At 74.1% G+C, this 26,993-nt stretch carries 29 protein-coding genes and 1 pseudogene; 17 read left to right on the plus strand and 13 right to left on the minus strand.

What is annotated here, in order from left to right; genetic code table 11:
* Positions 1-78: 78 nt before the first annotated feature.
* On the minus strand, positions 79-822 hold the full coding sequence (locus ABT015_RS21405; protein ID WP_350881314.1) for a class I SAM-dependent methyltransferase: 744 nt from the start codon (positions 820-822) through the stop codon (positions 79-81).
* 261 nt (positions 823-1,083) lie between these two features.
* Here ABT015_RS21405 and ABT015_RS21410 point away from each other — a divergent pair, with 261 nt between their 5' ends.
* A complete protein-coding gene (locus ABT015_RS21410; RefSeq protein WP_350881316.1) occupies positions 1,084-1,398 on the plus strand; it encodes a hypothetical protein in 315 nt (104 codons plus the stop codon).
* Here ABT015_RS21410 and ABT015_RS21415 read toward each other — a convergent pair.
* A complete protein-coding gene (locus ABT015_RS21415) occupies positions 1,382-1,873 on the minus strand; it encodes a Ser-Thr-rich GPI-anchored membrane family protein (protein WP_350881318.1) in 492 nt (163 codons plus the stop codon). The genes ABT015_RS21410 and ABT015_RS21415 overlap by 17 nt on opposite strands.
* Before the next feature lie 239 nt (positions 1,874-2,112).
* On the opposite strand from ABT015_RS21415, the gene ABT015_RS21420 reads away from it, so the two are divergent.
* Positions 2,113-2,367: a hypothetical protein gene (locus ABT015_RS21420; RefSeq protein ID WP_350881320.1), complete on the plus strand. Its 255-nt coding sequence runs from the start codon at positions 2,113-2,115 to the stop codon at positions 2,365-2,367.
* Between the two features lie 169 nt (positions 2,368-2,536).
* On the opposite strand, the gene cynR is transcribed toward ABT015_RS21420, so the two are convergent.
* Positions 2,537-3,445 (minus strand): transcriptional regulator CynR, encoded by a 909-nt coding sequence (gene cynR, locus ABT015_RS21425; protein ID WP_350881322.1) that lies wholly within the window; start codon positions 3,443-3,445, stop codon positions 2,537-2,539.
* Positions 3,446-3,568: 123 nt separating this feature from the next.
* Between cynR and ABT015_RS21430 the strand changes: the two genes are divergently transcribed.
* The 4 genes from ABT015_RS21430 to ABT015_RS21445 all read left to right on the plus strand — a co-directional run bounded on the left by ABT015_RS21430 (position 3,569) and on the right by ABT015_RS21445 (position 5,739).
* Positions 3,569-4,183, plus strand: coding sequence for a carbonic anhydrase (locus ABT015_RS21430; RefSeq protein ID WP_350881324.1), 615 nt, complete (start codon positions 3,569-3,571; stop codon positions 4,181-4,183).
* A gap of 88 nt (positions 4,184-4,271) precedes the next feature.
* Entirely contained in the window at positions 4,272-4,742 is a 471-nt protein-coding gene (cynS, locus tag ABT015_RS21435; protein WP_350881326.1) for a cyanase, read from the plus strand.
* Between the two features lie 77 nt (positions 4,743-4,819).
* Positions 4,820-5,320: a nucleoside deaminase gene (locus ABT015_RS21440; RefSeq protein WP_350881328.1), complete on the plus strand. Its 501-nt coding sequence runs from the start codon at positions 4,820-4,822 to the stop codon at positions 5,318-5,320.
* A gap of 14 nt (positions 5,321-5,334) precedes the next feature.
* The gene (locus ABT015_RS21445) at positions 5,335-5,739 is read left to right on the plus strand and encodes an NUDIX hydrolase (protein WP_350881330.1); all 405 of its coding nucleotides are present in this window, start codon (positions 5,335-5,337) and stop codon (positions 5,737-5,739) included.
* 147 nt (positions 5,740-5,886) lie between these two features.
* On the opposite strand, the pseudogene ABT015_RS38005 reads toward ABT015_RS21445, so the two are convergent.
* The 3 genes and pseudogenes from ABT015_RS38005 to ABT015_RS21455 all read right to left on the minus strand — a co-directional run.
* Positions 5,887-6,054, minus strand: a pseudogene (locus ABT015_RS38005) (NUDIX hydrolase); the annotation flags it as partial.
* Positions 6,055-6,113: 59 nt separating this feature from the next.
* Positions 6,114-6,320 (minus strand): DUF397 domain-containing protein, encoded by a 207-nt coding sequence (locus tag ABT015_RS21450; protein ID WP_350881332.1) that lies wholly within the window; start codon positions 6,318-6,320, stop codon positions 6,114-6,116.
* Positions 6,305-7,144: a helix-turn-helix domain-containing protein gene (locus tag ABT015_RS21455; protein ID WP_350881334.1), complete on the minus strand. Its 840-nt coding sequence runs from the start codon at positions 7,142-7,144 to the stop codon at positions 6,305-6,307. Before ABT015_RS21455 ends, ABT015_RS21450 begins: the two co-directional genes overlap by 16 nt.
* Before the next feature lie 117 nt (positions 7,145-7,261).
* Between ABT015_RS21455 and ABT015_RS21460 the strand changes: the two genes are divergently transcribed.
* The 3 genes from ABT015_RS21460 (at position 7,262) to ABT015_RS21470 (ending at position 8,252) form a co-directional block, all read left to right on the plus strand.
* The gene (locus ABT015_RS21460; protein ID WP_350881336.1) at positions 7,262-7,462 is read left to right on the plus strand and encodes a hypothetical protein; all 201 of its coding nucleotides are present in this window, start codon (positions 7,262-7,264) and stop codon (positions 7,460-7,462) included.
* Entirely contained in the window at positions 7,462-7,710 is a 249-nt protein-coding gene (locus ABT015_RS21465) for a hypothetical protein (protein WP_350881338.1), read from the plus strand. Before ABT015_RS21460 ends, ABT015_RS21465 begins: the two co-directional genes overlap by 1 nt.
* A 74-nt stretch (positions 7,711-7,784) precedes the next feature.
* Positions 7,785-8,252 carry an NUDIX domain-containing protein gene (locus tag ABT015_RS21470; RefSeq protein WP_350881340.1) on the plus strand — a complete coding sequence of 156 codons (468 nt, stop codon included), beginning with the start codon at positions 7,785-7,787 and terminating at the stop codon, positions 8,250-8,252.
* A 175-nt stretch (positions 8,253-8,427) separates the two neighbouring features.
* Here the strand turns inward: ABT015_RS21470 and ABT015_RS21475 are convergent, their stop codons facing one another.
* Entirely contained in the window at positions 8,428-9,150 is a 723-nt protein-coding gene (locus tag ABT015_RS21475; RefSeq protein WP_350881342.1) for a histone deacetylase, read from the minus strand.
* 323 nt (positions 9,151-9,473) lie between these two features.
* On the opposite strand from ABT015_RS21475, the gene ABT015_RS21480 reads away from it, so the two are divergent.
* The 4 genes from ABT015_RS21480 (at position 9,474) to ABT015_RS21495 (ending at position 15,296) form a co-directional block, all read left to right on the plus strand.
* On the plus strand, positions 9,474-13,469 hold the full coding sequence (locus ABT015_RS21480) for a Pls/PosA family non-ribosomal peptide synthetase (protein WP_350881344.1): 3,996 nt from the start codon (positions 9,474-9,476) through the stop codon (positions 13,467-13,469).
* 97 nt (positions 13,470-13,566) lie between these two features.
* On the plus strand, positions 13,567-13,779 hold the full coding sequence (locus tag ABT015_RS21485; RefSeq protein ID WP_350881346.1) for a DUF4287 domain-containing protein: 213 nt from the start codon (positions 13,567-13,569) through the stop codon (positions 13,777-13,779).
* 322 nt (positions 13,780-14,101) lie between these two features.
* Entirely contained in the window at positions 14,102-14,689 is a 588-nt protein-coding gene (locus ABT015_RS21490) for a hypothetical protein (RefSeq protein WP_350881348.1), read from the plus strand.
* Between the two features lie 100 nt (positions 14,690-14,789).
* Positions 14,790-15,296: a DUF6882 domain-containing protein gene (locus ABT015_RS21495; RefSeq protein ID WP_350881350.1), complete on the plus strand. Its 507-nt coding sequence runs from the start codon at positions 14,790-14,792 to the stop codon at positions 15,294-15,296.
* Positions 15,297-15,404: 108 nt separating this feature from the next.
* Here the strand turns inward: ABT015_RS21495 and ABT015_RS21500 are convergent, their stop codons facing one another.
* The gene (locus tag ABT015_RS21500) at positions 15,405-16,046 is read right to left on the minus strand and encodes a flavin reductase family protein (protein WP_350881352.1); all 642 of its coding nucleotides are present in this window, start codon (positions 16,044-16,046) and stop codon (positions 15,405-15,407) included.
* Between the two features lie 233 nt (positions 16,047-16,279).
* Positions 16,280-16,912 carry a carbonic anhydrase gene (locus ABT015_RS21505; protein ID WP_350881354.1) on the minus strand — a complete coding sequence of 211 codons (633 nt, stop codon included), beginning with the start codon at positions 16,910-16,912 and terminating at the stop codon, positions 16,280-16,282.
* A gap of 477 nt (positions 16,913-17,389) precedes the next feature.
* Here ABT015_RS21505 and sigK (ABT015_RS21510) point away from each other — a divergent pair, with 477 nt between their 5' ends.
* Together sigK (ABT015_RS21510) and ABT015_RS21515 are read left to right on the plus strand one after the other, a co-directional pair.
* The gene (gene sigK, locus ABT015_RS21510; protein WP_402450285.1) at positions 17,390-18,031 is read left to right on the plus strand and encodes an ECF RNA polymerase sigma factor SigK; all 642 of its coding nucleotides are present in this window, start codon (positions 17,390-17,392) and stop codon (positions 18,029-18,031) included.
* A 165-nt stretch (positions 18,032-18,196) separates the two neighbouring features.
* Positions 18,197-19,261 carry a MerR family transcriptional regulator gene (locus tag ABT015_RS21515; RefSeq protein ID WP_502897367.1) on the plus strand — a complete coding sequence of 355 codons (1,065 nt, stop codon included), beginning with the start codon at positions 18,197-18,199 and terminating at the stop codon, positions 19,259-19,261.
* A gap of 519 nt (positions 19,262-19,780) precedes the next feature.
* Here ABT015_RS21515 and ABT015_RS21520 read toward each other — a convergent pair.
* From ABT015_RS21520 to sigK (ABT015_RS21535), 4 genes are all read right to left on the minus strand, one after another.
* Positions 19,781-20,446 (minus strand): fasciclin domain-containing protein, encoded by a 666-nt coding sequence (locus ABT015_RS21520; RefSeq protein WP_350881356.1) that lies wholly within the window; start codon positions 20,444-20,446, stop codon positions 19,781-19,783.
* A 72-nt stretch (positions 20,447-20,518) separates the two neighbouring features.
* Positions 20,519-22,105 carry a molybdopterin-dependent oxidoreductase gene (locus tag ABT015_RS21525; protein WP_502897368.1) on the minus strand — a complete coding sequence of 529 codons (1,587 nt, stop codon included), beginning with the start codon at positions 22,103-22,105 and terminating at the stop codon, positions 20,519-20,521.
* 241 nt (positions 22,106-22,346) lie between these two features.
* Positions 22,347-23,096, minus strand: coding sequence for an anti-sigma factor (locus ABT015_RS21530; protein WP_350881360.1), 750 nt, complete (start codon positions 23,094-23,096; stop codon positions 22,347-22,349).
* A complete protein-coding gene (gene sigK / locus ABT015_RS21535; protein ID WP_350881363.1) occupies positions 23,093-23,677 on the minus strand; it encodes an ECF RNA polymerase sigma factor SigK in 585 nt (194 codons plus the stop codon). The genes ABT015_RS21530 and sigK (ABT015_RS21535) overlap by 4 nt, the downstream gene beginning before the upstream one ends.
* A gap of 423 nt (positions 23,678-24,100) precedes the next feature.
* Here sigK (ABT015_RS21535) and ABT015_RS21540 point away from each other — a divergent pair, with 423 nt between their 5' ends.
* Positions 24,101-25,648, plus strand: a complete 1,548-nt coding sequence (locus tag ABT015_RS21540) for an SDR family oxidoreductase (protein ID WP_350881365.1) — start codon at positions 24,101-24,103, stop codon at positions 25,646-25,648.
* On the plus strand, positions 25,645-26,967 hold the full coding sequence (locus tag ABT015_RS21545; protein WP_350881367.1) for a cryptochrome/photolyase family protein: 1,323 nt from the start codon (positions 25,645-25,647) through the stop codon (positions 26,965-26,967). The genes ABT015_RS21540 and ABT015_RS21545 overlap by 4 nt, the downstream gene beginning before the upstream one ends.
* The last annotated feature ends 26 nt before the right edge of the window (positions 26,968-26,993 follow it).

Raw genomic sequence — 26,993 nt, forward strand, 5'->3', positions numbered from 1 at the left:
GCCGGGCGGTGGCTACGCTCGGCCGGCCGGCCCTGTTGGCCTTCGACCGGAGCTGAGGCGCAGACGGCTGCGGGCCGGTCAGGCGCGGCAGCGCAGCAGTTCCAGTGGCGGGCTGGCGAGGAGGTCCGCCCAGAAGTCCTCGCCGAACTCGCGCAGGCCCGCTTCGGACACCTGCAGTGGGACCCACTCGGCGTCGCCGAACCCGGCCGCCCGCAGGCACTCCTCGTAGACCTCGCGGCGCGGGGCCGCGCCCACGATGCTGATCGGCTGCGGGTCGAGGAGGGCCGTGATCCGCACCCGCGGGCCCGTCTCGATCTCCTCGCCGGTCGGCTCGCAGCGGAACCCGTACCTGTCCAGGGAGGGGCAGTCGAAGCGGTAGTCGGGTTTCTGGGCGAGCACGAAGAACTCCCCGCCCGGCACCAGGCTCCGGTGGATGTTGCGGCACATCCGCTCCATCGCCGCGACGTCCTCGGCGTAGTTGAGGCACTGCACTCCCAGCGCGATGTCGAACTTCCGGTCGAGGGGGCGCAGTTCGGCCACGTCGCCGACCTCGTAGCGCACGCCCAGTGGCTCGCGCCGCTCGATCGCGCGCGCGGCGGCGACCATCTCGACGGAGATGTCGACGCCGAGGACGTCGGCGGCGCCGCGCCGCTTGAACTCCCTGCTGTAGAAGCCGGTGCCGCACGCCAGGTCGAGGACCGACCTGCCGGCCACGTCCCCGACCAGGCCCAGGAAGCTCGGCACCTCCCCGTAACGGATCAGGGGCAGGGACTTGAACCCCTCGAACGCCTCGCCGATCCCGTCGTACTGCTGAACGCCCACGTGCCGCCCTCCTGTGTGTCGCCCGCCGGGTCGCGGCCGTGGCGGAAAGTCTCCTCCGCCCCGCCGGGCCGCCGTACTGGCAGATGACACAAAGAAGTTGGCGGGTGGATCGGGGGCGAACCCTCTGTCGCCCGACACCGCTCCTCGGGGGACGGGGAAACGCCGTCGAAGGGCCATTCGAGTGACGTCCCGCGTCCTCGCGTGTCCGAACGGCCACACTGGCAGCGCTGAGGAAGCCCGTCGTTCAAAGGAGAGGAGTCCGTGAAGAGCCTCGGAAGGACGCTGGTCACCGTCGGTGCCGCTGTGGTTCTGTGCATCGCGGTCCCGTCCAACGCCCAAGCCGCGGAAGGGACGTTCACCTACATCAGCAACAACCAGGAGCACACGCTGGAGAATCCCGAGGGCGACCGGTGCTACGACCTCGGCCGCCGCGTCGCCGAGCTGTACAACGACACCGACGCGGAGGTGGCCGTCTTCCTCGGCGCCGGCTGCCAGGACGAGATCGGGACCATCAGGGCGGGTGGTTCGAGCGTCCAGAGCGGCATCGGCTCGGTCAGTTTCACCGACGACGAGTAGCCGGCGCACCCGGCGGTGGGGCGGCCCGGCCGTCCGACGTGATCGTGAAGGGCTCGGACCAGTTGCCGGAATCACCGGAGAGGACGACCCGGTAGTCGTCTCCAGGGGGGACGTCCGGCACGGTCACCTCCATCCGTCCCAGCAGGATGTCGAAGTCACTGGCGAGGACCCGGTCGAGGAGGGTGACGCCGCCCACGCGCAAGGCGATGGACCCCGTGCGGTTGGTGATCTGCGCCGGCGGATCCGAGACGTCCCAGGTGACGTCGACCCGCTCGCCGACCCGCCAGACCGCCCCCGCCCGAGGGGAGAGAATGCGCGGCACGTAGACGTCGCGCCGGGACGTGCGCTCGGCGGAGTGGGCGGCCACCGCCGGAGCGGCGGCCTGTGCCCGTGCCGGCACCGTGGCGAGCAGGCTCGGCATGGCGGCGGCGGCCAGTGCCACCACGCCCAGGACGGGTCCGTTCCAGATCCTCATGGCCTCAGTGTCCCGGTTCGGCCCGGGGCGGGCGCACGGACGGGCGCCCCTTCCCTCGATCGGGGGAACGGCCGTCGGCGACGGACGGCCCGTGAGGGGGCGTGGCCCGCGGCCTGAGGGCGGCAAGCGGCCCGTCAGCCGCGTGACGGGGTGTGCGGTGCGGGCGTCACGGCCCCTTTTGCGGTGCGGGTCGGTCGCCTACGGTGGGTCACCCCGAAGACGAGGAGCGGAGGTTCCCTGTGGCGGAGGACGAGGCGACGACGCACTACCGCAGCTATGCCTGGGAGGACGAGCACGGCGTCAAGCACGTGGCAGCGTACCCGGGCGATGAGGAGGCCGACGAGGAGCGCAAGGCCGAGCTGCGGGCGTTGGGTGCCCGCGTGTCGGCGGACCTGGTGGCCGAGCGGGAAGCCGAGCGGCGCAGGGCCGGGCGGGTGGCCGGGCGTGCGGGGCCTGCGCTGCGGTTGATCCGTGGTGAGGGCGGCTCGTCCTGAGTGCGTGACCGGGCCCGCCGGTGCGCAGGGCGCGGGCGGGCGGAGTGGGAAGTCGGCCTGGCCGACTTCCCACTCCGCGGTCGTCGGGGTGGTCTTCTCTCGGGCGGGAGTCGCCGGTTCCCGCCCGGTCCGGACCTGCGCCGCCCGGGGCGAACGGGCGCGACCTGCTTCAGGCCGGGCCGTCGGGGTTGTGGTCGAAGGTGTGGGCGCGGTGCCGGGCGAGGTCGCTGAAGGAGCGGGCGGCGGCGCTCTGGTAGGCGGTGTCCCGGCGGAGCAGGGCGACGGCGCGCGAGGGGAGCGGCGGGTCGACCGGGACGGAGCGCAGGTGGGGGTGTTCGCGGGTGGTGGCGTCGGGTAGCACGGTGGCCAGGCCGGTGCGTTGGACGATCGCGACGAGCGCGCCGACGGAATTGGCCTCGATGGCGGTCCGCGGCCGGACCCGATGGTCGGCGAGGAACCGGTCGATGTGCTGCCGGGTCGCGAAGTCACCGCTGAGCAGGGCGAGTTGCTGGTCGCCCAGTGCGCGGACCGGGAGCGGGCCCGAGTGGGCCGCGTACGGGTGGTCGGAGGCGACGACGAGGCCGAGGTGCTCGGTGAACAGGGTGGTGGCGGTGATGGCCGGCAGGTGCGCCCCCTCGAAGGCGATGCCGAGGTCGAGCTGGTCGGCGGCCAGCTCGGACTCGATGCGTTCCTGTGCCATCTCGCGGACGTCCAGGCTGATCCCGGGGTGGCGCGCGTGGAAGTCCCCGATGAGCGGCCCGGTCAGGTAGGCGGTGAAGGTCGGGGTCACGGCCAGGCGCAGGGTGCCGCGTGAGAGGTCCTTGACGTCCCGCACCGCGCGCTCGGCCGCCGCGAGGTCGCGCAGGGCCCGGCGCGCGTAGTGGGCGTAGGCCTGGCCGGCGTCGGTGAGGCGTACGGTGCGCCCGGAGCGGTCGAGGAGCTGCACGTGCAGTGAGCTCTCCAGCTGCTTGATCTGCTGCGAGAGGGTCGGCTGCGAGACGTGCAGGGCTTCGGCGGCGCGGGTGAAGTTGGCGTGCTCGGCCACGGCGAGCAGGTACCGGAGGTGGCGCAGTTCCATGAGCCAATTATAGGCAGCACTGATGGCAATGATGGATACCGCGTCTTGGACGCTATAGGCCCAGGTCATGCATCGTTGAGGTCATCGGCAGGCACCAACGGTCGTCGAAGAAGGAGTGACCTCATGAACGAGATGGCGCAGGGTTTCCAGCGGTTCAGCCGGGAGGTGTTCCCGACCCGGGCGGCACTGTTCAAGAAGCTCGCCACCACCCATCAGCCGACCGCGCTGTTCATCGGCTGCTCGGATGCCCGGGTCGTGCCGGAGCTGATCACCCAGACCGATCCGGGCGAGCTGTTCGTCATCCGCACCGCCGGCAACCTCGTGCCCCCGTACACCCGGGCCGCGGACGGTGTCGGGGCGAGCATCGAGTACGCGGTCGGCGTACTCGGGGTCACGGACGTGATCGTCTGCGGGCACTCCGCGTGCGGCGCGATGACCGCCCTCGCCTCCGGCGGCGACCTCACCGGCCTGCCCGCCGTCGCCACCTGGCTGCACCACGCGGACGTCGCCAAGGCCCGCACCGACGCGGGCGAGCACCCGGCCGGCGCGGAGCGGGTCGCCGCTCTGGTGAAGGACAACGTCCTCGCCCAGCTGGCCAACCTGAAGACCCACCCGTCGGTGGCCAAGGCCCTGGTGCAGGGCAGGGTGACCCTGCACGGCTGGGTCTACGACATCGGATCCGGCTCCGCCGAGACGCTCGACACCGACAGCGGACGGTTCGTCGCCCTGGCGGGCTGACCACCCCGTCCCCTCCGGCCATTGCCTCCCACCACCCCAGACCAGGTCCGGGCACCCGCCCCGGACCCATCCCCGAAAGGCACACCCCATGGTGCACGCGCAGTTCGACCAGACCGCCCGTCAGCAGCTCGCCCTGGAGGTCGTCGACGCCAAGACCCGCAAGGACCTCACCTGGCAGGAGCTCGCCGACACGACCGGCCTGTCCGTCGCCTTCGTCACCGCCGCGCTGCTCGGCCAGCACGCCCTGCCCGCCGACGCGGCCAAGGCCGTCACCGAGCTCCTGGGCCTGGACGAGGACGCGGCCCGGCTGCTCCAGACCATCCCGCTGCGCGGCAGCATCCCCGGCGGCATCCCCACCGACCCGACCATCTACCGCTTCTACGAGATGCTCCAGGTCTACGGCACCACCCTCAAGGCCCTGGTCCACGAGCAGCTCGGCGACGGCATCATCAGCGCCATCAACTTCAAGCTCGACGTCAAGACCGTCGAGGACCCGGAGGGCGGCCACCGCGCCGTCATCACCCTGGACGGCAAGTACCTGCCCACCAAGCCGTTCTGATCCCCGTGCGGGCCGGGGTCGACCGACAGGTCCCCCGGCCCGCCGCCCCACCCCCCGACCAGCAAGGAACCGCCACCGTGGACTTCGCCCAGCACACCATCGACCTCGCCCGCCGCAACGTCGCCGAAGGCGGGCGCCCGTTCGCCACCGTCATCGTCAAGGACGGCGAGATCCTCGCCGAGAGTGCGAACAAGGTCGCCCAGACCGGCGACCCCACCGCGCACGCCGAGATCCTCGCCATCCGCGACGCCTGCACGAGGCTCGGCACCGAGCACCTGACCGGCACCACCATCTACGTCCTCGCCCACCCCTGCCCGATGTGCCTGGGCTCGCTCTACTACTGCAGCCCCGACGAGGTCGTCTTCCTCACCACCCGCGACGACTACGAACCGCACTACGTCGACGACCGCAAGTACTTCGAACTCGCCACCTTCTACACCGAGTTCGCCAAGAACTGGGACGAGCGCCGGCTGCCGATGCGCTACCGGCCCAGCGACGCGGCCATCGACGTCTACCGGGCGTGGCGCGAGCGCAACGGCGGCGAACGCCGCGTCGCCGGCGCGCCCACCGCGGCCTGACGAGGGCGCACACGATGCCCGAGCCGATCGAGGAAGCCGCATGGATCCGGCTGGAGGGCGGCCGGGTCCTCGCCGCCCGCACCCACGGCAGAACCCTCTTCTACCTGCCCGGGGGCAAGCCCGAACCCGGTGAGAGCAACGAGCAGGCCCTGGCCAGGGAAATCGCCGAAGAACTCGGCGTCACCCTGGACCCCGCCACCATCGCCCCCGCCCTGACCGTCCACGCCCCGGCCGACGGCAAACCAGCCGGCGCGACCGTCAGGATCACCTGCCACACCGCCGACCACGCCGGCACACCGGCCCCCGGCAGCGAGATCGCCGAGATCGCCTGGCTCACCCCCGGCGACAGCCACCGGGTCAGCCCCGCCACGGCCCTGCTCCTCGAACGCCTCGCCGCCGCAGACCTCCTCCGCAGGTGAAACACGGGGCATCCCGGTGACGTCGGCGCCCGGGTCGACCCGGTTCGCCGACGGGCCCCTCCTCCTCCCCGCCCCCGGCGGTGCCGACTGGAGGCCGCCGTAGTCGTGGAGTGGGAAGTCGGGTGGGTCGACTTCTCATGCGGGGTGTTCGGCGGGGGTCAGCCAGGCGATGGCGGTCGACTCGTCCGAGCGGTGCTCGGCGCCGTCCTGGGGGTGGCAGCGGAAGACCAGGGCGACGATGCCGTGCGACATGTTCTTGTAGGCGTCGGTCAGTTGGTCGACGTCGTCGGTGAGCCCGGTCTCCTCGAAGGCCTCCAGGGGTTGAGAAGGCCCCGTCGCCCTGGATCGGGGCGGCGGGGCCGGAGTTGCTGCTATCAGGCCTCGAACTCGCCGGTCCGGACGGCGGCGACGAAGGACTGCCAGGCGGCGGAGGAAAAGAGGAGGGCCGGACCGAAAGGGTCTTTGGAGTCACGGACCGGCATCACGCCGGTAAAGCCGTCAGCGACCTCCACGCAGGTTCCTCCGTTGCCGCCGCTGTACGAACTCTTTCGCCAGCGAGCGTCAGTCAGATTGACGTCCATTCCAGATCCCTCCGTACCGCGCGGATCATGGCCACTGAGTCGGCCTGGTTCATGGCCTCGACCACAAGGCGATCGTAGCTCCTGGCCAACGCCGAAACTGACTGGATATCCCGTTCTATGTAACCGCGCTGCTCGATCTCGCCGTAGCTGAGAATTTTGCGGTTCGGCATGGTAAGGAGCTGCACCACGCGAGTGAACGGCCGGTTCTCGCCCAGAGAGTGCGGCGCCACCTGAATGACCACGTTGGGCCGATCAGCCAACTGTTCAAGGTGGAGCAGTTGCTCGATCATGACGTCCCGGCCGCCGACGAGTCGCCTCAGGCAGCTTTCGTCCATCACCGCGTGCAGGACCGGAGGTGGAGTCCGCTCCAGGATGTGCTGTCGGGCAAGCCGGAAGTTGATACGTTCATCGGCCTGTTCTGGGAGTGCAGCGCCCTGCCTCACATATCCCGACTCAATCGCGGTTGCGTACGCGCGAGTCTGCAGGAGCCCGGGGATGACGTTGATCTCGAAGAGCTTGATCTGCTCCGCGCGGGCCTCGTAGTTGGCGTACTCCGGGAAGCCCTCCAACAACGTCGTGTGCTTGAGCTGCCAGTACATCAGCACCAGCGTGCCGCCGGTCTTGAGCTCCTGGTCGGCCAGCTCCGCCAGCTGCAGGCTCGGCGGTCGGTGCGCAAGTTCGACGTAGGACAGGTGCGATGCGGTGCACCCGACCTTCTTCGCCAGCTGGACCTGGGTGAGCCCAACTGCTTCGCGTGACCTGCGGAGTTGAACTCCGAAGGCGGCCCACGGGGACGAGGTCGGGTCGATGGTCTTCTTGTTCATGGAAACCCCCAACTCACGGTTGACCTGACAGCAAGTCGCATATCGCTTCCGATGCTAGATGGCACCAGGCCATCATGTGCACAGAACGTGAAACTCTGATCGCGGAAGGTTACTCCCATGGGTGATGTCCAAGTGCCCCGGTTGCACGGCTACGGGGTGCGCTGGGACTCGGAGGGCCGGTGCTACCGGGTGCGGAACGAGACGACGGGGGAGTGGCTGCGCAGCGGCACCTCGGGTGCGCTGGCCTCCTTCTCCTCCTTCTCCGCCGCCTTCAGCGCGTGGCGGGGGTTCGAGGTCCGACGGCAGGTGGGGGCGTGATGGGGGAGAAGGTCTATCGCGCCACGGCCGACCAGCGGCGGCAGGCGGCCGACGTCGTCGACGACCTGACCACCGTCCTCGCCCTGGGCGGGGTGAAGTTGCCTTCGGTGGAGGTGGATTGGGAGTACGGCCGCAGGACCGGCTGCTACCTGATCGGCCTCGGTTGCGTCCGCCCGTTCGAACTGTTGAGGGTCATGGACCTGTTGCGCAAGGGCCTGCGCTACGAGCGCCTGACGCGTGACGGCTGAACTCCTGGTCCGCCTGCTGTGGTGGGCGGGCTTCTCCCTCGTACTCCTTGCCGCCCTCAGGAAGTGAACCGCCCGTGCGCGACCCCCGTCTCCTCGCCAAGCCGCCCGTGTGCCGGCTCGGCTGCCTCGTCCTCGTCCGCAACCCACGCGGCGACGTCCTGCTCGTCGACCCCGACTACATGGACGGCCTGATCCTCCCCGGCGGCGCAGCCCAGCCCAACGAGCCCCCGAACCTCGCCGCCGCCCGCCACCTCCACGCCGAGACCGGCCTCAACCTGCGTCTCGCCGACGTCCTCGCGGTCGACTTCACCCCCGCCGACCGTTACCTGGAGCGCCTCAACCTGGTCTTCGACGGCGGCACCGTGCACGACGACGTCCGCCTCACCGTCCCGCCCCGGCACCGCAGCGGCCTGTTCGGCGCCCGCTTCGTCCCCGCCCACGAACTCCCGGACGTCATGGCCCCCGCCCAGGCCGCCCGCGCCGCCGAAGCCCTCGCCAACCGCGCCGTCCCCCTCCTCCTGCACGGCCAGCGCTCAAGCTGAAGGGCGCGATCTTAAAACCGCCTTTGACGGAGCCGCTGAGTGGCCGCCGCTTCCCGCCGCCACCCGCCGGCCGGAAGCGCCGGTCCGCCCGTGCGGCGCTCTGGCGTTTCCTTTGCCTGATGTGGCCGGAACCCACGTAGTTGTCACCGTACGGTCACCACGGGGTGAACAACTCCTAAAGGTCCAGACCACCGCCCAGTACGGCCAGGACGTCCGCCGCGTTCCAGTGCCCGGCGGCGCCCGGGCGGGAGGCCAGGTAGTCGGCGCAGCGGCGCGCGTTCCAGCCGTGGGACTCGGCCAGGCCGGCGGCCAGGGTGCGCAGATAGGGCGCCGAGGGCGGGTTGAGTTGGGCGCCGGCCAGGCCTTCGGGGGCGGTGAAGGTCAGCAGCGGGTGCCCGTCCAACTCGCCCCCGTGCACCAGCGTCTCGTACCGGCCGGGCCCGAGCCGGTCGCGTCCGTGTGCGAGGGCGCGGGTGAGGTCGAGGTCGGCGCCGGGGGAGCGGCGCATCTCCTGGGCGGCGATGTCACTGAACTGACTGACCGTCACCAGATAGATGCGGCAAGGAAGTTCATCCGGTGCGTCCGGATCGTAGAAGCCGCTGCCGCCGCCCCACACCGCCGACTCCCGCGCGAAGTACAGCGTGCCGGGCAGCACCGCGGCCACGTCCCGGCGCGGCGGGCGGTGGTCGCGGCAGCCGGGACAGGTGTGCGTGCCGCCGTCGGGGCGGCCGCCGCGCAGGTAGCAGGCGAGCCGGGCGGCGTGCAGGTTCGACCCGTACGCCGCGTACCAGACGAGCCGCGCGCCGCCCTCCGTGCCGCCTTCGGCGTGGCCGGCCGCGCTGTCGGACGCGCCGCCCCCGCCCCCGGCCGGCCACCGGCGGGATCCGGCCACCGTCATCGCTAAACCTCCAGATTTGGTGGATCCGCTTTCACTACCGGTAGCGTCCCCGCCGCTATGGCGTAGACCACTCTTCGCCTTCCCGTCATATGCCTCCTGCCTCCGGCGATTACCCTTCGCCACCGAAAGCGATCGAAAAACCCCGAAATGACTTTCGAATCGTTCCCTGATGCCCCCATATGTCGCCGAAAATGAAAAGTTCCTTTGACTCCACCTCCACGGCATCCAGCGGGCTCCCAGTCGAGTCATGGTGAGTGAGGCACCACGCAAGGTGACTCCCCGCATTCATCCTTCATGACTACTCTCAGCCGAGGACACTCCTTATGGACGCACGCCAGGACATGGCAGGCCCGGGAACGCTGAACCGTCCCGCGCCCGCCCACGCCGCCGGTTGGCCGGCCGTCCGGCCCGCGCACCCCCGCAGCCTGCTCGACATCGTCACCGCCACCGCCGACGCCCACCCGCACGCACCCGCGCTGGACACCGGCACCGCCGTACTCGACTACCGCGCCCTCATGCACGAGGTCGACACCCTCGCCGGCGTCCTCGCCGGGCACGGCATCGGCACCGGAGACCGGGTCGGCGTGCGCATCCCCTCCGGCACCGCGGACCTGTACGTCGCCATCCTGGCCGTGCTGCGCTGCGGCGCCGCCTACGTGCCCGTCGACGCCGACGACCCCGACGAGCGCGCCGACATGATCTGGCAGGACGCCCAGGTGTGCGCCGTCCTCGGCGCCGAACGCCGGCTCGCCCCCGGCTCCGCGGCCGGGCCCCGCGGCAACCCCGCCTGGCCCACCCCCGACGACGACGCGTGGATCATCTTCACCTCCGGCACCACCGGCCGCCCCAAGGGCGTCGCCGTCACCCACCGCTCCGCGGCCGCCTTCGTCGACGCCGAGGCCCGCCTCTTCCTCCAGCAGCAGCCGCTCGGCCCCGGCGACCGCGTCCTGGCCGGCCTGTCGGTGGCCTTCGACGCCTCCTGCGAGGAGATGTGGCTGGCCTGGCGCCACGGCGCCTGCCTGGTGCCCGCCCCCCGCTCCCTCGTCAAGGCCGGCACCGACCTCGGCCCCTGGCTCGTCGAGCGCCGCATCACCGCCATCTCCACCGTCCCCACCCTGCTCGCCCTGTGGCCGCAGGAGTGCCTGGACGCCGTGCGCCTGATCATCGTCGGCGGCGAGGCCTGCCCCGCCGAACTCGTCGAGCGCCTCGCCACCCCCGGCCGCGAGTTCTGGAACACCTACGGCCCCACCGAGACCACCGTCGTCGCCACCGCCGCCCGCATGCTCCCCGGCCAGCCCGTACGCATCGGCACCCCCCTGGACGGCTGGGAGATCGCCGTCGTCGACGCCGCCGGCCACCCCGTCCCCTGGTACGAGACCGGCGAACTCCTCATCACCGGCATCGGCACCGCCCGCTACCTCGACCCCGCCAAGGACGCCGAGAAGTTCAGCGCCCACCCCGCCCTCACCTCCCCCCGCGTCTACCGCAGCGGCGACCTCGTGCGCAACGACCCCGAAGGCCTCGTCTTCGTCGGCCGCGCCGACGACCAGATCAAACTCGGCGGCCGGCGCATCGAACTCGGCGAGATCGACGCCGCCCTCCAGGCCCTGCCCGGCATCCGCGCCGCGGCCGCCGCCGTCCGCAAGAGCCCCGCCGGCGCCGACCTGCTGGTCGGCTACCTCGTCGCCCAGCCCGGCACCACCCCCGACCTCACCGCCGCCCGCCAGCACCTGCTCGGACGCCTGCCCGCCCCGCTCGTGCCCGTCCTCGCCCTCGTCGACTCCCTGCCCACCCGCACCTCCGGCAAGGTCGACCGCAACGCCCTGCCCTGGCCGCTCGCCACCACCGGCACCGCCACCCCCGGCACCGCCGCCCCCCTGGACGGCACCGCCGGCTGGCTCGCCGGCCGCTGGGAGAGCATGCTCGGCATGGCCCCCGGCCACGGCGACGACTTCTTCGCCCTCGGCGGCTCCAGCCTCACCGCCGCCCGCCTCGTCTCCGAACTGCGCACCCGCCACCCCGGCGTCTCCGTCGCCGACCTCTACGCCCACCCCGTCCTCGGCGACCTCGCCGACTACCTCGACAACCTCGCCGGCCCCCCTCATACCGGCGCCGCCGCACACACCCCCACCCCCGCCCCCGCCCGCACCGTGCGCCGCACCCCCGCCAGCGCCGGCCTGTGGCAGACCCTCATCCTGCTCGGCGTCTTCGGCATCTCCGGACTGCGCTGGATCCTCGCCCTCACCGCCTTCGACAACCTCATCGGCAACCACCTCAGCTGGGCCCCGCACAGCTCCTGGTGGCCCGTCGCCGCCGGCCTCCTCCTCTTCTACAGCGCCCCCGGCCGCACCCTCCTCGCCGCCGGCACCGCCCGCCTGCTCACCGCCGGCCTGCGCCCCGGCAGCCACCCCCGCGGCGGCCAGGCCCACCTGCGACTGTGGGCCGCCGAACGCGCCGTCACCCTCTTCGGCGTCGGCGCCCTCGCCGGCACCCCCTGGGCCCTGCGCTACGCCCGCGCGCTCGGCTGCCGCATCGGCACCGGCGTCCTCCTGCACACCCTGCCCCCCGTCACCGGCCTCGCCCGCATCGGCGCCGGCGCCACCGTCGAACCCGAAGCCGACATCGCCGGCTGGTGGCTCGACGGCGACACCCTCCACCTGGGCCACATCGACATCGGCGACGGCGCCCGCATCGGCGGCCGCTCCACCCTCATGCCCGGCGCCCGCATCGGCGCCGGCGCCGACATCGCCCCCGGCTCCTGCGTCACCGGCGCCGTACCCGCCGGCGAACACTGGCACGGCTCCCCGGCCCGGCCCTCCACCGAGGCCCGCACCACCTGGCCCGCGGCCGCCGCCACCCCCCGCTCCCGCTTCTGGAACCTCGCCTACGGCGTCGGCCTGACCGTCTTCGGCCTCCTGCCGATCATCGCCGCCCTCCCCGCGCTCGCCATCGTCTTCACGATGGTCGACACCGACCGCACCCTCACCGCGGCCCTCCTCCAACTCCTGCCCGCCACCATCCCGCTGGCCGCCCTCACCCTGGTGTGCCACGCCACGCTGATAGCGATCATGGTCCGCCTCCTGTCCATCCCGCTGCGCCCCGGCTTCCACCCCGCCCACGGCCGCGTCGCCTACTGCGCCTGGGCCGTCACCCGGCTCAGCGACACCGCGCGGCGCACCCTCTTCCCCTTCTACGCCAGCCTCTTCACCCCGGTGTGGCTGCGCCTGCTCGGCGCCAAGGTCGGCCGCCGCGTCGAAGCCTCCACCGTCCTGGCCCTGCCCGGCCTGATGCGCGTCGACGACGGCGCCTTCCTCGCCGACGACACCCTCGTCGCCCCCTACGAACTGCGCGCCGGCTGGCTGCACATCGGCCCCTCGCACGTCGGGCGCCGCTCCTTCGTCGGCAACTCCGGCATCGTCGGCCCCGGCCGCCGACTGCCCGACAACTCCCTCGTCGGCGTCCTGTCCGACACCCCCGTCAACGCCCCCGAAGGCTCCTCCTGGCTCGGCCGCCCCGCCTTCGCCCTGCCGCGCGTCGCGGCCGCCGGCGGCGACGCCCGCACCTACAACCCGCCCCGGCGCCTGATGTGGGCCCGCGCCGGCGTCGAACTGTGCCGCCTGCTGCCCATCGTCCTCGCCGCCCTCCTCGGCGACCTCGTCCTCGCCACCCTCCAGGAACTGCGCGACGACTACGGCCTCCCGCGTGCCCTGGCCGCCGCCGGCCTCGTCCTCATCGGCGCCGCCGTCGTCGCCTGCCTGGTCACCACCGCCGCCAAGTGGCTCCTCGTCGGGCGCTTCCGCGTCGCCGAACACCCCCTGTGGTCCACCTTCGTGTGGCGCAACGAGCTCTACGACAGCTTCGTCGAGGAACTCGCCATGCCCTTCGGCGGCTCCAGCATCACCGGCACGCCCTACCTCAACGCCTGGCTGCGCAGCCTCGGCGCCCACATCGGGCGCGGCGTGTGGTGCGAGACCCACTGGCTGCCCGAGAGCGACCTCGTCACCGTCGAGGCCGGCGCCAGCGTCAACCGCGGCACCGTCCTGCAGACCCACCTCTTCCACGACCGGGTCATGCGCCTGGGCCCCGTCCACCTCGGCCCCGGCTCCACTACCGGCCCGCACTCCATCGTCCTGCTCAACTCCTCCCTCGGCGCCGGCACCACCGTCGGCCCCGCCTCCCTGGTCATGCGCGGCGAGAACGTCCCCGGCACCACCCGCTGGCTCGGCAACCCCGTCGCCGCCTGGAACGCCGACCCCGCGCCCGCCCTCGCCTCCGCCCCCGTCACCGGGCGGCGGGCCAAGCGCAAGGTCGGAGTATGACGCAGATCACTCCCGCTGGGCGATGAGTTGACGATGCGGTCGCGGTCCTACCTCTGGAGACCGCGACCGCATCCGTTTTCGAAAGGGCGTACCGACCATGACCGCCACCCCCGCCAAGGGCCCCGCCAGCTACTTCCCGTCCATCGAGAAGAAGTACGGCCGACCCGTCGCCGAGTGGAAGGACCTCATCTGCGCCTCCCCGCTCGGCAAGCACATGGAGCTCGTCGCCTGGCTCAAGACCGAGCACGGCCTGGGCCACGGCCACGCCAACGCCCTCGTCGCGCACACCCTCGCCGAAGCCGCGGCCTGAGCCCGGCCCCCGGTTCTGCCGGGTGACGCCCGGCCCCGGTTCTGCTGGTGGTGCCCGGCCTGCGCCCCGTGGCGGGTGGAGGGCCGGCGGACGACGACCGGACCGGGGCCGCCTGCGGCACGATCGGGAAGCAGGCGGCCCCGGACCCGGGTCGTTCCGTACGGGCGGGGCATCGACCGCGATGCCCGTACGGCTGCGGTCGGGACCCATTCGACGACTTCAACAGCACTTGAAGTCAAGCCCCCGGCGGCCCGGGGCGCCACGGGGCGGGGTAGCCTCGCTCCCGGCGGGGGCCGGCGGACGAGGTTTCAGGGGCGGTCGAATGGAACAGCAACAGCGCGGCTACTGGCGGGTCGCGGACGGTTCGGCGGTCAGCTCCACCCAGGCCCAGGTCGCCTGGACCAGGGCCGCCTACCCGGCCCTGGTGGACGTGGCCCGCCGCTACCACGCGGTGATCACCTACTCGGAACTGGCCGAGACCGTGCAGGAGGCGGCCGGCGTGCGCACCCGGGTGCACCAGCGGACCTGGATCGGCAAGGTCCTGGCCCTGGTGGTGCGCGAGGCACACCGCCGGGGGGACCCGCCGCTGACCGCACTGGTGGTCCACTCCACCGACGGCATGGTCGGCGTCGGCTACCAGGAAGTGCTGGCCGTGGCCGGACAGCCGCCGCTGGCAGCGGACATGGACCGCGAACACCACGCCGCCGCCGCCCGCCTCGCCTGCTACCGGCACTTCGGCGCCCAACTGCCCGCCGACGGCGGCACCCCCGCCCTGGCCCCGCGCCTGCAAGCGGCCGTCAACCGCAAGGCGGCCGCCGCCACCCCGCCCCGCCCCCCGGCGATCTGCCCCTCCTGCTTCCTCCAACTGCCCGCCACCCGCGTCTGCGACTCCTGCGGGGCCAGCGCGTAGGACTCTCCTCCGGATCACGCCGGGGTGGGGCCGACAGGCCCGGACGGAGCAGCGGGCCGGATGGGATGATCTTGCCGGCAGTTCCGTACGAGGAGGCACGGTGGACGACCACTCGAAGCACGACCACTCCCGGTGGGAAGGCGTCGTGATCGCGGCTCGCGAACGTGCCGGCTCGCGGCAGGCCCTCATGGTCGAGCGCTTCGGACTGTCCGGTGACGTGCAGTACCACTGGTCGATGGACGACGCGCGGATCACCTGGTCGCGCAGGAGGAAGTGGTCGCGCAAGAGCGAGGTGTTCCTCACCGGCCGGCTCACGATGATCGGCAGCGTCAGCCTCGCCCGGCAGACCTGGCTGTGGTCCTGGGCGAACGAGTCGCTGCCGCCCGCCGTCCTGGGCGACATCGAACGGGTGCGGCGCTTCGGCGAGGACAACGACTTCCCCGTCCTGCCGTGGCCGGGCTTCGACTCCCACCCCGAACTCGTCGCCGAGGCGCGGACGGTCGCGGCCTCGGTGCTCGACGCCGACGGGTTGTGGATGGAGTCGACGGACGACACGGAGCTCCACTTCCTGCTCCACGACCTCGTGCCCACCGCGGCGGCCGACTAGGCGATCGGCCGCTCGGCCGGGTGGTCGCTCGGCCGGGTGGTCGGGTAGGCGGACGGCTCGTCGGACGGCCGGGCGGGCGGCGGGGGCTCGCGGACCCACGGCGGGGTATCAGGCCCGGACACCGACGGGCAGGCGGCCCGGCATCTGCCAGCCCTCGGCGAGGCGGGAGGGGGCGAGCCGGCGCCCGTCGCCGAAGAACTCGCAGAACTTCATGATCAGCGGATCCCAGCCGAGCGGGTCCACGTAGTGGTCCGTACCGGGCACGAGCAGGCGCTCCTCGACGTGCGCGCGCACCACAGTGACCTCGAAGGCGGTGCAGTGCGGGTTGCCCGCCAGCGGCGTGGCCGCCTCCAACCGGCACTCCAACTGGACCGGGCACTCGGCGACGCGCGGTGCCCGCACCAGCTCCGACGGCTGCTCGGTGAGCCCGGCAACGGCGAACTTGCCCCGCTCGAAGCGGTAGCCCTGCTGCCGCCGGCGCTCGGTCAGATCCGGGTTGGCGGTCAGCATCGCGAGGGCGTCGACGGCGTCGACCTGCCCGGAGGAGGGCAGGTTCAGCACGCACTCGCCCTCGCGCCGCAGGTTGACGGCCGTCTGGGCAGTGTTGCCGAGACCCAGCACGCAGGACTGCCCCAGCCACCACGCCGAGGACATCGGCGCCAGGTTGGCGCTGCCGTCCTCGTTGCGCGAGCTGATCAGCACCACCGGGGTGCCGAAGTAGAGGACCTTGAGATCGGTGGCCTTGTGCACGGGAATGCCGTCCTTGAGTGGGAAACCGTTGCCGGCCTCCGACTCTGCCCCCGCCCGGGAAGGGGGCGCTGGCGGTGATCGGACACGGCGTTCCCGGCCCCGGCGTTCCCGGCCCCGGCGGACGGCGCTACGCCGGACGGCCCCGCACGCGCCGGCTCGGCCCGACACGTACGGCCGACCCGACACGCCGGTTCGGCCGTACGGGCGGGTTCAGCGCCCGTACGGGCCGGCCGTCAGAACGCGGCGCTGACCGGACCGCGAGCGGCCACCGTACGGGCCTGGCCGTCGCGCAGCCGGTAGGACAGACCCACGACGGCCGCCGAGCCCTCGGCCACCTTGGCGGCCAGCAACTGGGAACGCTCCAGCAGCAGGTCCACGGTCTGGCGGATGTGCTCGTCGACGATCCCGTCCGGGTCCTCGATGCCCGCGGCCCGGGCCGACACCACACTCGGGGTGACCCGCTCCACCACGTCCCGCACGAACCCGCCCGGCAGCCGCCCCTGGTCCAGAGCCTCCATCGCCGCGCCCACCGCGCCGCACGAGTCGTGCCCCAGCACCACCACCAGCGGGCACTCCAGCACGCTCACCCCGTACTCGATGCTGCCCAGCGCCTCCGCCCCGGTGACGTGCCCGGCCGTCCGCACCACGAACAGGTCGCCCAGCCCCCGGTCGAAGATGATCTCGGCCGCCAGCCGGGAGTCCGAACAGCCGAACAGCACCGCGAAGGGCCGCTGAGCCGGAGCGAGGGCGGCCCTGCGCCCGGCGTCCTGGTTGGGGTGCTCCGGGCTGCCCGCGACGAAACGGGCATTGCCCTCCATCAGCACCCGCATCGCCTGGTCGGGGCCGGATATCGGTGAGGAGATCATGCCTGCACCCTAGATCGCCGCTGGTGGGGCCCGCAGCAGGGGGGCCGGGGCAAGGGGCCCGGCACCGCGTCGCCCTCACCCGGCCGACCCAGTCCGCAGCCCGCCCACTCGACGAAGTCGATCCCGGGACCGGCCCTGCGCAGCCTCACCCGCCGCCCTCGCTCTCTTCACTGTTCCGCCGTCACCTTCGCCCCCATGACGGCCCCCGGCACCGCCCTGCTGCACCGCCACCGCGAAAGTGACGCGGCTCGCAACGCTTCGAGACCGAACAGGCCGAACGAGCCGGACGGGACGGACCGCCACGGCAGCCCGGGGAGCACGCACGCGGGCACAACGATGCGCAAACGATGCGAGTAGCCCGGGCGGTGGCCGCTCCGAGACGGTCGCAGTGTGCACGCACTGATCGACCGCCCGGCACCCCGGCCCCCGGCACCCCGGCCTCCGACACCCCGGCCCCCGGCAGACGAGACGCCCCGCATCGAACCCCCCGGCACCGAACCCCCGGGCGACGGCGGACGGGCCGGACTGCGCGCCCTGGCGGCACGTGTGGCCGGCGGCGACGAGCGGGCCTTCGAGGAGCTGTACGCCGCCACCGCCGGGACCGTCCTGGGCCTCGTGCTGCGGGTGCTGCGCGACCACGCCCAGGCCGAGGAGGTCACCCAGGAGGTGTTCCTACAGGTGTGGCGGGAGGCGGCACGCTACCGCCCCGAACGCGGCGAGGTCCTGCCCTGGATGCTCACCCTCGCCCACCGGCGCGCCGTCGACCGGGTCCGCTCCGCCCAGGCCACCGCCGACCGCGACCGCACCGCCGCCCTGCGCGCCTACACCCCGGTCTTCGACGAGGTCGCCGACCAGGTCGAACGCGACCTGGACCGCGGCCGGGAACGCGAACGGCTCCGTCGCGCCCTGGCCACCCTCACCGACGTCCAGCGCGAATGCCTGCTGCTGGTCTACTACGGCGGCCGCACCCAAGCCCAGGCCGCCGAAGCCCTCGGCGCCCCGCTCGGCACCGTCAAGACCCGCATCCGCGACGCCCTGCTACGCCTGCGCACCCAACTCGCCGACCCCCCGCCCCACCCGACACAACCCCGCGCTCACACCTGCCTGCCAAATCTGTAGACCGACCTACATATTCCCCCCGAACCCGCGATCGCGGTGCTGCGCAGGAAGTCGACTGGCCCGACTTCCTGCGCAGCGCCGATGGCTTCCCGGGGAACGAGCACTGCTTGCCGCCCGCATCCGCGACGCCCGCCGCCTCGGCCTGCCCCGCATAGGCTCACGCATGTGCCCGTCCCCGTCCCCGTCCCCGTCCCGGTCCCCGTCTCCGCGCCTGCCTCCGCCGGCCGGCCGCCGGCCCAGGCCAGCCTGACCACCGGTGCCCTCGCCCGCATGCTCGGCGTTTCCCCGACCACCGTCCGCTCCTGGGAGCGCCGCTACGGCATCGGCCCCGCCCGGCGCGACCCGGGGCGCCACCGTCAGTGGAGCCCGCGGGACGTCGCCGTCCTGGCAGAGATGTGCCGCCTGACCGCCCGCGGCGTCACCCCGGCCGAGGCCGCCCGCCTCGCCCTCGCCCTCGCCGCCGAGGCTCCGGGACCGTCCGGGCCGTCAGAGGGCTCCGAGGCGTCAGGGCCGTCCGGGCCGTCCGGGCCGTCCGAGCCGCCGGGGCCGCCGGCCGGCGCGCCGACCCGCGGCGGCGGGAACACCCTGCCCGTCGGCACCGTCCGCCCCGAATGCCGGGGGCTGGCCCGCGCGGCCGTTCGCCTCGACGCCCCCGAGCTCGCCCGGATCCTGCGACACAGCGTCGACACCCTCGGCCCGGTCGCCGCCTGGACCGAGGTGATGATGCCCGCGCTGCGCGCCGCCGGCCGCAAGTGGGCCGCCGAGGGTGAGCGCTACGTCGAGGTCGAGCACCTGCTGTCCTGGCACGTCGCCGCCGCTCTGCGCCGCGCCGCCGACCGGGTCGAGCCGCCGCAGGGTCCGGCCGTCCTGCTCGCGGGCATGCCCGCCGAACTGCACGCCCTGCCGCTGGAGGCGCTGGCTGCGGGGCTGGCCGAACGGGGTCTGCCGTTTCGAATGTTCGGCCCGGCCCTGCCGACCGAAGCCCTGCTGGAAGCGGTCCGCCGCACCGGCCCGCCCGCTGTCCTGCTGTGGTCCCAGGTCGCCCGCACCGCCGACCGGGCCCTGGCCCGCCGTGTCGCCGAGACCGCCTGGGGCCCTTGCGGTGCCCGCACCCGTCCCGTCGTCCTGACGGCCGGCCCCGGCTGGACCGGCCCCCGCCGCCCTCCGGGCGCCCTGCGCCCCCGAGACCTGCCCACCGCCCTCGACCAGCTGGAGCACCTGCTGCGCTGAACCCCCGCCCCTGCGGAACCGCGACACGTGCGCCGCACAGCCTTGCCCACCCGCCCGCAGGCCCGCACCGCTGGTTCCGGAGTGAATATACCGATCGGTCTACAGATTTGATCGCGCCCGCAGTGCGCACCGGAAGTCGGCCTGCCCGACTTCCTGTGCGGTGCGGTGCGGTGCGGGGTGGGCAGCCGGGAAGCGGGAGCGGTTCGGCGTGTGCGAGAAGTCGGACCTGTCGACTTCTCGCGCGGCTGGAAGCGTGGTCGAGAAGAAATGTGTAGGTCGGTCGTCGGTCTACATATTTCCCTCGTGAGTGCCGCAGTGCCGCCCACGCCAACGTGCACAGGAGGTCGGCGGGTCCGACTTCCTGTGCACGGGCGGGCCTGTGAGACGTGGGGAGAATATGTCGGTCGGTCTACATATTTGCCTGGTGGGCAAGCCGGCGGGGCGGGGGAGGTGGGGGTGCGGCCCCCGGCTACCGGGGGGTTGTTCGCCGGGGGCCGCGGTTCATGGGCTGATGCCGGGTCAGGACGCGGGCATCAAGACGGTGTCGACGATGTAGACGGTGGCGTTGGCGGTCTGGACGTCGCCGCACAGCACCTTGGCGGCGGAGTTGACGGTGAAGTCCGGGGCGGCGCCGGTCACGGTGAGGTCGTCGGCGGCCAGGGTCTTGTGCCCGCCGGCGAGCGCCGCGGGAGCCAGGCGCTGGGGGACGACGTGGTAGGTGAGGATCTTGGTGAGCTTGTCCTTGTCGGCGAGGACGGCGTCGAGGTCCTTCTTCGGGAGCTTGGCGAAGGCGTCGTTGGTGGGGGCGAAGACGGTGATGTTCTTCGCGGAGTTGAGGGTGTCGACCAGGCCGGCCTGCTTGACGGCGGTGACGAGGGTGGACAGCAGCGGGTTGTTGGAGGCGGCGGTGGCGACCGGGTCCTTGGCCATGCCGCTGAAGCTGCCCGCCCCGTCCTTGGGGACGGCCGCGCACGCGGTGCCGAACGGCTGCCCGGACGTCACCTGTTCGGCGGCCGGGGCACTGGACGGCTGGGGCGCGGCGGCCGCGGTGGTGCTCTTGGCCGTGTCCGAGGACTTCGCGCTGCTGCCGCCGCCGCTGCTGCTGCACGCGCTGAGGGCGGCGGCCAGCAGGCCGACGGCGAGCACGGCGGCGAAGGGCTTGCGGACCAGGACGGTCGTGTTCATGGACGGATTCTCCTGTCGGAGGCATCGGGCGGATCCCGGATGCCGAAGGGGTGGGGAGGTCGTGGGGTGGGGTCAGGTGACGGTGACGACGACGCTGTGCCAGCCCGTCGCGCCCGAGGGGTAGGGAGGTGTGCGGGTCTCGGGCTGGACGGCCCCGGTGCCGTCGGTGGCGCGGGCCTCCAGGCGGTGGGTCCCGGGGGCGGCGCCGGTCCAGGTGTGGGTCCACTGGCGCCACAGGTCGGGCCCGGCGTCGGCGGCCAGTTCGGCCTGCCGCCAGGGCCCGCCGTCGACGCGCACCTCGACGGCGGCGATGCCGCGGTGGGTGGCCCAGGCGGTGCCGGCCACCGTCACGTCGCCGGGCGGCACGCGGGCGAACGGCGCGGGCACGTCGATCCGCGAGGCGGTGCGGACCTCGCCGGTGCGGTCCCAGCCGCGCCGCACCCAGTACGGGTCGCGGGCGGCGAAGGTGGTCACCTCCAGGTCGACGAGCCACTTGGTGGCCGAGGTGTAGCCGTAGAGGCCGGGCACCACCGTGCGGCAGGGGAAGCCGTGTTCGACGGGCAGTGCCTCGCCGTTCATCGCCACCGCGAGCAGCGCCCGGCGCCCGTCGAGGAGCGTCTCGACCGGGGTGCCGATCGTCATGCCGTCCTGCGAGCGGCCGACGAGCTGCTCGGCGCCGGAGCGGACGCCGGCGCGGCGCAGCAGGGCGGGCAGCGAGGCGCCGAGCCAGCGGGTGGTGCCCGCATAGGGGCCGCCGACCTCGTTGGAGACGCAGGACAGGGTGTGGTCCAGTTCCTCCAGCCCGAGGGCGAGCAGGTCGTCGAAGCCGATCAGCAGCGGGCGGTCGACCAGGCCGTGCAGCCGCAGCGACCAGGCGCGCGGGTCGATGCGCGGCAGGGTCAGGGCGGTGTCGACGCGGTAGAAGTCGGCGGTGGGGGTGATGAACGGGGGCAGACCGGGGACCGTGGCGCCGACGGCACGCGGCAGCGGCGGCGCCGGGCGCAGCGGCGGTGGCAGGCGGACGGCGGCGCGGGCCGCGCTGACGTCGCCGCGCCGGTCGGACAGGACGCGTCCGGCCGTGCCGAGGGCGGCGGCCGCGCCGATCGTGGCGCCGGCCGCCAGGACGCGCCGCCGCCCGGGCCCGCCCGGCCGGACCGGGTCCGGGAGAAGGCAAGGGCGTCCGGTCAGCCACCACAGCACGGCGACCGCGCCGCCCGCCGCGGCGGCGGAGGGCAGCAGGTCGGTGGGGACGGCCTGCGGGCGGGCCAGCGCGGCCCAGGCGCCGAGGCCGCCGAAGGCCGCGAACAGGGCGGCGGCCGCGCCGCGACGGCGTACGGCCAGCACGCCGAGGGCCGCGGCCGCGAGGCCCATGACGGTGTAGATCCCGCCCAGCAGGACCGCCTTGTCGCCGGTGCCGAACCGCTGGACCGCCCACGCCTTGACGGCGGTGGGCGCGAGGTCGATCGCCGCCGAGCCGATCGCCACCACCGGTGAGGCCTGGGGGCGGGTGAACGCCGCCGCCGCCTCACCGGCTCCCACGGCCGCCGCGGCGGCCGCCAGCCCGCACAGCGCCGCCACGGCCGGCCCGGCGGCACGGGTGCGTGCTCGGGGGAGGGCGCCAGGCGGGCGGCTGCTCGTCTCATCGGTCACGGTCCTCATTCGGCGGTCCGGCTCCACCGGATGGGTGCGAGTCCGGATATCCCCCGATTGGGTGACATTGCTCTGGCCGGGTGACACCTCCCGGCCACGGTCGAGGGCCGCGGACGGGCCGCGGGCGGGAGGCCTCGGCCCCGGTGCCCCGGGCCGAGGCCGCTCAAGGGCGCCCCGGGACTCCCGAGGCGCCCTCGACGGGCACCCTCACCGTCTCCCGACCCCGACCTGACCGACCCGGTTCGGCCGCTCAGGTGAACGGGATCAGCAGGACCGGCGCCCCCGTGGGGTGCGCGGAACCGGCCGAGGGCTCCACCGTGACGCCGATGCCGCGCGCACCGTCCAGGGGGCCGTCCAGCAGGAACGCGCCGTCGCCCCGGGGCATCAGCCCCGCCGGGCGCATCGCGGCGCCGTCGTCGAACCACAGCTCGTACGCCGTGCCGTCCGCCGGGGCGGGCAGGCCGGAGGCCAGGAGCACGGCCCGGCCCCGGCCGTGCGACCAGACCACCGCCCCGCTGCCGGTGCCGCCGGCCGCCGGGCCGCTCGCCCGCCGGGCGTCGGGTGCCGTCAGCAGCCCGGTGACCTGGTCCTGGTGCCGCTGCAGCGCGGCGGCGAGGGCCCTGGCCCGGTCCGCCTCCCGGTGCTGCTGGACGGCCACGCCGCCGAGGGCCGCGGCCGCCGCCAGACAGGCCGCCAGCGCCAGCCGCGGCCAGCCGCGGGCGAGCCGCCCGGGGCGCCGGGCGCCGTCGGGCCCGGCCGCGGCGCGCGGGGCCTCCTGCCGGACGGTGTCCAGCGCGCCCATCACCCGCGACTTCAGCTCCCCGGGCACCGCGACGGCCTGCGCGGCGCCCAGCCTGGCCAGCGTCGCCGTGAACTCGGCCACCTCCCGGGCGCAGGCCGGGCACTGCGCCAGGTGGCGCTCGAACTGCGCGCGCTCGTCCGCGTCGAGGGCGTGCGCGGCGTAGGCGCCGGTCAGCGTGTGCAGGTCGGCGCCGCTCATGCTCCCACTCCCAGGCAGTCGCGCAGCCGGATCAGCGCGTCGCGCATCCGGGTCTTGACGGTGCCCAGCGGGGTGCCGAGCAGTTCGGCGACCTGCGGGTAGGTGTACCCGCGGTAGTAGGCCAGCGTGATCGACTCCCGCTGCAGCTCGGTCAGCCCGTTCAGGCAGCGCCGTACCTGCTCGCGTTCCAGCCGCCCCTCGACCTGCTCGGCGACCTCGTCGAACGCCGGCGCGTGCGAGGCGGCGGCGGCCCGCCGGTCGCGGTCGGCGGCGGCCTGCGCCGCCCGCACCCGGTCCACGGCGCGGCGGTGGGCGATGGTCAGCACCCACGCCAGCACCTCCCCGCGCTCGGGCCGGTAGCGGGCGCAGGTGCGCCACACCTCCAGCATCACCTCCTGCGCGACCTCCTCGGACTGCGCCGGATCCCGCAGCACCCGGCGGACCAGCCCCAGCACCGGGCCCGCCACCGCGTCGTACAGCCGGCCGAACGCCTCCTGGTCGCCGCGCGCGGTCCTGCTCAGCAGCTCCTTGAGGTCGGTGCCCGGACGCCCCGGCCCGGACAGGTGAACGACCGTACTCATCCGGCCGCCTCGCGCTCGCGACACACGGGCGACAGCCCCGGCCAGTGGACGGTGGGCATGGCACGACCTCCAGGGAGTCCCGGCCGGGCGGACACCCGGCCGGGCCGACGGAACACGGCGACGTCAGGCGTTCGAAGCCGCACCCGGCGCGGATTGCCCGCCAAGGACACCGGATTCCCGGCCCCGCGCCCGCCCGGATGCCCGGCCCCGCGCACACCCCGCCTTTCCCGCCCCCGCGCGCACGCCCGGGCGCCCGCAGGAGACCCCTGGAAGACTCGAAGCCACGGGCCGCCCCGGCCGATCAGACCCCGCCGATCCGCCCCCGTCCAATCCCCGGCCGCGTCCGCTCCGAACACCCCGGCAGCGCCCCCCGCGCCTGGCGGGGCACGGGGGGCGCACCCGCCCGCACGAGAGGAGCCGCAGGTGGACGAGCCGACCCGGACGCGCCCGCACTGCCTGGTCACCGGCGCCACCGGCTACATCGGCGGGCGCCTGGTGCCCGAACTGCTCGCCGCCGGGTACCGGGTGCGCTGCCTGGTCCGCGACCCGCTCCGGCTGCGGGACCAGCCCTGGCGGGCCGACGTGGAGGCCGTCACCGGGGACGTCACCCGCCCCGAGACCCTGCCCGCGGCCTTCGACGGCATCGACGCCGCCTACTACCTGGTCCACTCCCTGGGCACCGGGCCCGGCTTCGAGACCCGGGACCGGCAGGCCGCCGAGACCTTCGCCGAGGCGGCCGCCGCCGCCGGCACCCGGCGCATCGTCTATCTCGGCGGACTGCTGCCCGCCGGAGTCCCCGAACCGCACCTGTCGGCCCACCTGCGCTCGCGCGCCGAAGTGGGCCGCGCCCTGCGCACGGGCGGCGTCCCCACCGCCGAACTGCGGGCCGCGGTGATCATCGGTTCCGGCTCGGCCTCCTTCGAGATGCTGCGCCACCTGACCGAACGGCTCCCGGCGATGGTCACCCCCCGCTGGGTCGACACCCGCATCCAGCCGATCGCCGTACGCGACGTGCTGCGCTACCTGGTCGGCGCCGCCGCCCTGCCCCCCGAGGTCGACCGCATCTTCGACATCGGCGGGCCCGACGTGCTCACCTACCGGCTGATGATGCGTCACTACGCCGAGGTCGCCGACCTGCCCCGGCGCCTGATCGTGCCGGTGCCCGTGCTCTCCCCGCGCCTGTCCAGCCACTGGGTGGGCCTGGTCACCCCCGTACCGGGCTCGCTCGCCCGACCGCTGGTGGAGTCGCTGCGCCACGAGGTGGTGTGCCGCGAACACGACATCGCCCGCTGGATCCCCGACCCGCCCGAGGGCCTGACCGGCTTCGACCGGGCCGTGGAACTGGCCCTGCGGCGCATCCGCGACGCCCAGGTCTCCACCCGCTGGTCCTCCGCCTCCCTGCCCGGCGCGCCCAGCGACCCGCTGCCCACCGACCCCGACTGGGCCGGCGGCAGCCTCTACCAGGACCTGCGCCGGCGCCGGGTGGCCGCCGACCCGGCCGCGCTGTGGCGGGTGGTGGAGGGCGTCGGCGGCGAGAACGGCTGGTACTCCCTGCCGCTGGCCTGGGCCCTGCGGGGCCGCCTGGACCGCCTGGCCGGCGGCGTCGGCCTGCGCCGGGGCCGCCGCGACCGCCACCGGCTGCGGGTCGGTGACGCGCTCGACTTCTGGCGGGTCGAGGAGATCGAACCCGGACACCTGCTGCGGCTGCGCGCCGAGATGCGCCTGCCGGGCCTGGCCTGGCTCGAACTGCGCGTGACGCCCGACGGCGACGGCGGCGCGCTCTACCAGCAGCGGGCGCTGTTCCACCCGCACGGACTGGCCGGCCACCTCTACTGGTGGTCGGTGGCGCCCTTCCACGCCCTGGTGTTCGGCGCCATGGCCCGCAACATCACCGAACGCGCCCGGCCCGCCGTCCGACACCCCTGTCCTCCCCGTCCCCACCCGCACCCCACCGCACGAGGCCCCCGATGAGCACCGCCGTCGTCCTGTTCACCCAGGACCTGCGCCTGCACGACAACCCCGCCCTGCACGCCGCCCGCACCCGCGCCGACGAGGTCGTCCCCCTGTTCGTCCTCGACCCGGCCATCGCCCGGGCCGGCTTCGCCGCCCCCAACCGGCAGGCCTTCCTCGCCGAGAGCCTCGCCGACCTCGACCAGGCGCTGCGCGCCGCCGGCTCCCGCCTGGTCCTGCGCCACGGCGACCCCGCCGAACAGGCCGCCCGCCTGGCCGCCGAGTGCGGCGCCGACACCGTCCACACCAACGCCGGCGTCTCCGCCTTCGCCACCCGCCGCGAACACGCCCTGCGCCGTGCCCTCGGCGAGCGCCTGCACCTGCACGACGCCGCGCTCACCATCGTCCCCGCCGGCCTCGTCACCCCGGCCGGGCGCGACCACTACGCCGTCTTCACCCCCTACCACCGCGCCTGGCAGCAGGCCCCCCGGCGCACCGTCCTGCCCGCCCCCCGCACCCTCGCCACCCCCGACGGCCCCGCGAGCGCCCCGCTGCCCGCCGCCCCCGCCGGCACCTCCCCGGGCCGCGCCCCCGGCGGCGAGAGCGCCGCCCGCCGCCGCCTGCGCGCCTGGAACCCGGACGCCTACGAGCAGTTGCACGACGACCTCGCCGCCGACGCCACCTCCCGCCTCTCGCCGTACCTGCACTTCGGCTGCCTGTCCGCCACCGAACTCGCCCACCGCGCCGGGAAGTCCGACACCCCCGGCGCGGCCGCGCTGGTGCGCCAGCTCGCCTGGCGCGACTTCCACCACCAGGTCCTCGCGGCCCGCCCCGACGCCGCCCACGCCGACTACCGCCCCCGCCCCGTCCGCTGGTACGACGACGAACGCGAGCTCCAGGCCTGGCGCGAGGGCCGCACCGGCTACCCGATCGTCGACGCCGGCCTGCGCCAACTCGCCGACGAGGGCTGGATGCACAACCGGGCCCGCCTGCTCACCGCCTCCTTCCTCACCAAGAGCCTGCGCCACCACTGGCGCCCCGGCGCCGCCCACTTCCTCGCCCTGCTCGTCGACGGCGACCTCGCCAACAACCAGCTCAACTGGCAGTGGGCCGCCGGCACCGGCACCGACACCCGCCCCAACCGCGTCCTCAACCCGCTGCGCCAGGCCGACCGCTACGACCCCGACGGCGCCTACGTGCGCCGCTGGGTCCCCGAGCTCGCCCACCTGCCCGCCCGCGCCGTCCACCGCCCCTGGGAGCTCGCCGAGCCCCCGGCCGGCTACCCGGCGCCGCTGCTGCCCCCCGACGCCCTCGGCACCCGCATGCGCGAGAGCGGCTGAACAGCCCTCACCCGAGACCCGCCCGC

This window comes from Kitasatospora sp. NPDC094016 (assembly GCF_040304045.1).
Classification (GTDB): domain Bacteria; phylum Actinomycetota; class Actinomycetes; order Streptomycetales; family Streptomycetaceae; genus Kitasatospora.